Here is a 458-nt window from a genome sequence, read left to right as displayed (position 1 = left end):
CCATCGGCGCTGGCGATCATCGCGTCGCGCGCTTGCGGGGTGAGCGGCAGCGGGCGTTCCTCCACCTGCTCGGCGCGGTCGAGCAATTTGCCGAGCGCGGCATGGCCGAGCCGGTGCAGGATCAGCACTTGCGCGCGGCTCAGCACGGCGGCGTTCAATTCGAAGGACGGGTTCTCAGTGGTCGCGCCGACCAGCGTGACCGTGCCATCCTCGACATAAGGCAGGAAGCCGTCCTGCTGCGCGCGGTTGAAGCGGTGGATTTCGTCGACGAACAGCAACGTGCGCTTGCCGATTTTCGCGTGATCGCGGGCTTCGGCAAAGGCTTTCTTGAGATCGGCAACGCCCGAGAACACCGCCGAGATCGCCATGAAGCGCAAGCCAACGGCATCGGCGAGCAACCGGGCGATCGTCGTCTTGCCCGTGCCGGGTGGGCCCCACAAAATCATCGAGGACAGGCG

1 protein-coding gene is annotated in these 458 nt (G+C 65.9%); it reads right to left on the bottom strand.

What is annotated here, in order from left to right; translation table 11 throughout:
* On the bottom strand, positions 1-458 hold a 458-nt coding region (locus tag AACY49_RS30875; RefSeq protein WP_339528097.1), incomplete at both ends, for an AAA family ATPase.

It is taken from the genome of Pseudomonas sp. EL_65y_Pfl2_R96 (genome assembly GCF_963970905.1).
In the GTDB taxonomy this organism is placed as follows: Bacteria; Pseudomonadota; Gammaproteobacteria; order Pseudomonadales; family Pseudomonadaceae; genus Aquipseudomonas.
The sequence above is the reverse complement of the archived record's forward strand: the minus strand, read 5'-3'. Positions and strand labels throughout refer to the sequence as shown.